Source organism: Nonomuraea sp. NPDC049141 (assembly GCF_040648415.1).
In the GTDB taxonomy this organism is placed as follows: domain Bacteria; phylum Actinomycetota; class Actinomycetes; order Streptosporangiales; family Streptosporangiaceae; genus Nonomuraea.
Genome location: NZ_JBEZDR010000212.1, coordinates 1 through 1,493 on the forward strand (window position 1 = coordinate 1; position 1,493 = coordinate 1,493).

Annotated in this window: 2 rRNA genes; both read left to right on the top strand. The window is 58.5% G+C overall.

Annotation, left to right across the window (positions count from 1 at the left end):
* Positions 1-166, top strand: a 16S ribosomal RNA gene (locus AB0B91_RS65930); the annotation flags it as partial.
* Positions 167-540: 374 nt separating this feature from the next.
* A 23S ribosomal RNA gene (locus tag AB0B91_RS65935) occupies positions 541-1,493 on the top strand; the annotation flags it as partial.

Genomic DNA, 1,493 nt, shown 5'->3' on the forward strand with positions numbered 1-1,493 from the left:
CGTTCCCGGGCCTTGTACACACCGCCCGTCACGTCACGAAAGTCGGCAACACCCGAAGCCGGTGGCCCAACCCTTGTGGAGGGAGCCGTCGAAGGTGGGGCTGGCGATTGGGACGAAGTCGTAACAAGGTAGCCGTACCGGAAGGTGCGGCTGGATCACCTCCTTTCTAAGGAGCACCTTCCGACGAAAGTCGGTAAGGAGCCCGCGGCCCGCGAATGTCGGGTCGGGGTGCTCGATGGCGGAGACACTGGCGAGTTTTTTCCTGGCAACGGTCGGGTTCTTCTAGTACGGCCATCCTTCGGGGTGGTGTGGAGCGGAGACGTGATGCGGCTGGGAGGAGATGGATAGCACCCTGTTGGGTCCTGAAGGAACAACCGTTGGTTGTCTCTTTCGGAGCCTTGTGCGGAGCGTGAGCTTCGTGGGCTGCCAGGCATGGCCTGGTCTCGCATACCGCCGGCGGTTGTCGGGTTTGGTGTGGGGCTTGTGGGTTGTGGGTTGGTCGTTTGTTGAGAATTGCACAGTGGACGCGAGCATCTTTGTGGTCAAGTTGTCAAGGGCGAACGGTGGATGCCTTGGCACCAGGAGCCGATGAAGGACGTGGGAGGCCGCGATAGGCCTGGGGGAGCTGTCAACCAAGCTGTGATCCCAGGGTGTCCGAATGGGGAAACCTGGCTGGAGTCATGTCCAGTCACCCACACCTGAACACATAGGGTGTGTGGGGGGAACGCGGGGAAGTGAAACATCTCAGTACCCGTAGGAAGAGAAAACAATTTAGTGATTCCGTGAGTAGTGGCGAGCGAAAGCGGATTGAGGCTAAACCGGCTGCGTGTGATACCTGTCAGGGGTTGCGTGGTTGGGGTTGTGGGACCCTGCTGAACAAGCTGACACTTGTTCGAGAAGTTACAAAGCCAGTTGCTAGCCGAACAGTCTGGAAAGGCTGACCGTAGGCGGTGAGAGTCCGGTAGGTGAAAGTGGCTGGTCTTCTGTGGGTGTTCCCGAGTAGCGGCGGACCCCTGTAATCTGCCGTGAATCTGCCAGGACCACCTGGTAAGCCTAAATACTTCCTGGTGACCGATAGCGGACGAGTACCGTGAGGGAATGGTGAAAAGTACCCCGGGAGGGGAGTGAAATAGTACCTGAAACCGTTCGCCTACAATCCGTCGGAGCCTTGCGGGGTGACGGCGTGCCTTTTGAAGAATGAGCCTGCGAGTTAGTGGCATGTGGCGAGGTTAACCCGTGTGGGGGAGCCGTAGCGAAAGCGAGTCTGAATAGGGCGATTCAGTCGCGTGTCCTAGACCCGAAGCGGAGTGATCTAGCCATGGGCAGGCTGAAGCGCGGGTAAGACCGCGTGGAGGGCCGAACCCACCAACGTTGAAAAGTTGGGGGATGACCTGTGGTTAGGGGTGAAAGGCCAATCAAACTCCGTGATAGCTGGTTCTCCCCGAAATGCATTTAGGTGCAGCGTCGCGTGTTTCTTGCCGGAGGTAGAGCAC